Raw genomic sequence first — 1,499 nt, 5'->3', positions numbered from 1 at the left:
GGGACTCTCAGCGACGGTCGGCGAGCAGATCGCCGCGCTGAAGCGGGTTGCGGGTGAAAAGGTCGCCGCGCGAATCAAGCGCGAGCCCGATCCCTTCATTGTCGGCATCGTCGGCGGCTGGCCGCGCAATTTCGATGCAAGGCGGTCGCGCGAGCTCGGCTTTACAACTGCCGAGACGACCTTCGACGACATCATCCGCATTCACATCGAAGACGAACTCGGCGGCAATTTCGTCGCCTGACCTCTGACTGAGCGGGCCCTGGTGATGGCGAGCGTTGCTTGCATCGGCGAGTGCATGGTCGAGCTCCGGCAGGCCCAGGGCGGTGCGTCTGCCGGGCAGGGGCAGGGCGGCGGCCTGTACTCGCGCAGTTTCGGCGGTGACACCCTCAACACCGCCATCTATCTGGCGCGGCTCGAGGTCAAGGTCGACTATTTCACCGTGCTCGGCGACGATGCGCTGAGCGACGAGATGATCGCGGCCTGGATTGCGGAAGGCGTCGGCACGCGGCGCGTCCTGCGGCTGCCGGGCAAGCTGCCCGGCCTCTACATGATCCAGACCGATGCAAAGGGTGAACGCCAGTTCTTCCACTGGCGCGACAACTCGGCGGCACGCCAGCTGATGAGTCTGCCGGAGACCGACGAGCTGCTCAATTCGCTGATGAGCTACGATGTCGTCTATCTCTCCGCCATCACGCTCTCGATCTATGATGCGCCCGGGCGCGACCGCCTGTTCGCAGCGATCAGGCGCGCGCGGCTGCTGGGCACCCGCTTTGTGTTCGACACCAATTTTCGCGCCCGCGGCTGGCCCGATCGCGACGTCGCCCGCGAGGTGTTTGCCACGGCATTCACCGCCGCCGACATCGTGCTGACCTCGGCCGAGGACCTGCTGGCGCTCCATCCCGGCGAGAGCAACGAGCAGCTGATGGCGCGCATTGCGAGCCCGGAGCTGGTGTTCCGCCTCACCGAGCCGGTGAGCCTGTTGCGCTTCCCCGGCGGTACGAGCGAGGTCCGTGCCGAGCCAATGACCAAGCCCGTGGTCGATACCACCGCCGCCGGCGACAGCTTTGCCGCGGCCTATATCGCGGCGCGCCTCGCCGGTGCCGATCCGGTCGAGGCCGCCCAGGCCGGACATCGCCTCGCCAGCCTCGTGATTTGCTATCCCGGCGCCATCATTCCGGGCTATGCCATGCCGCCGAAGAAGCGGCACCGGCCGGCGGCCTCCCGCCAGGCCACCAAGTGAACGCGACCAGTCAACGCGACCAAGCGAAATCGAGACCTATGACCACGGCTGCCCAACAGAACCACCTCGTCGCGCTGTTCAAGGCCGCGACCGTGATCCCCGTGCTCACCATCGAGCGCATCCAGGATGCCGTGCCGCTCGCCCATGCGCTGGTGGCCGGCGGCGTCCGTACGCTGGAGGTGACCCTGCGGACATCAGTTGCGATCGAGGCGGCGCGGGCGATCATGGCCGAAGTGCCCGAGGCCATCGTCGGCATCGG

1 protein-coding gene and 2 pseudogenes are annotated in these 1,499 nt (G+C 67.2%); all 3 read left to right on the top strand.

Going from position 1 to position 1,499, the window contains the following annotated elements; translation table 11 throughout:
* Positions 1-241 (top strand): annotated as a pseudogene (locus JHD07_RS12545) (NAD-dependent epimerase); the annotation flags it as partial.
* Between the two features lie 24 nt (positions 242-265).
* Positions 266-1,240, top strand: coding sequence for a sugar kinase (locus tag JHD07_RS12540; RefSeq protein ID WP_291622449.1), 975 nt, complete (start codon positions 266-268; stop codon positions 1,238-1,240).
* Positions 1,241-1,278: 38 nt separating this feature from the next.
* Positions 1,279-1,499: pseudogene (locus tag JHD07_RS12535) on the top strand (keto-hydroxyglutarate-aldolase/keto-deoxy-phosphogluconate aldolase); the annotation flags it as partial.

It is taken from the genome of Bradyrhizobium sp. (genome assembly GCF_016462955.1).
In the GTDB taxonomy this organism is placed as follows: domain Bacteria; phylum Pseudomonadota; class Alphaproteobacteria; order Rhizobiales; family Xanthobacteraceae; genus Bradyrhizobium.
Note: the sequence above shows the minus strand (reverse complement) of the source record. Positions and strands in the feature narration are given on the sequence as shown.

Bases quoted from the DNA above. Each gene is read 5' to 3' on its own strand.
- JHD07_RS12540 (WP_291622449.1), top strand. From the start codon at position 266: ATGGCGAGCGTTGCTTGCATCGGCGAGTGCATGGTCGAGCTCCGGCAG.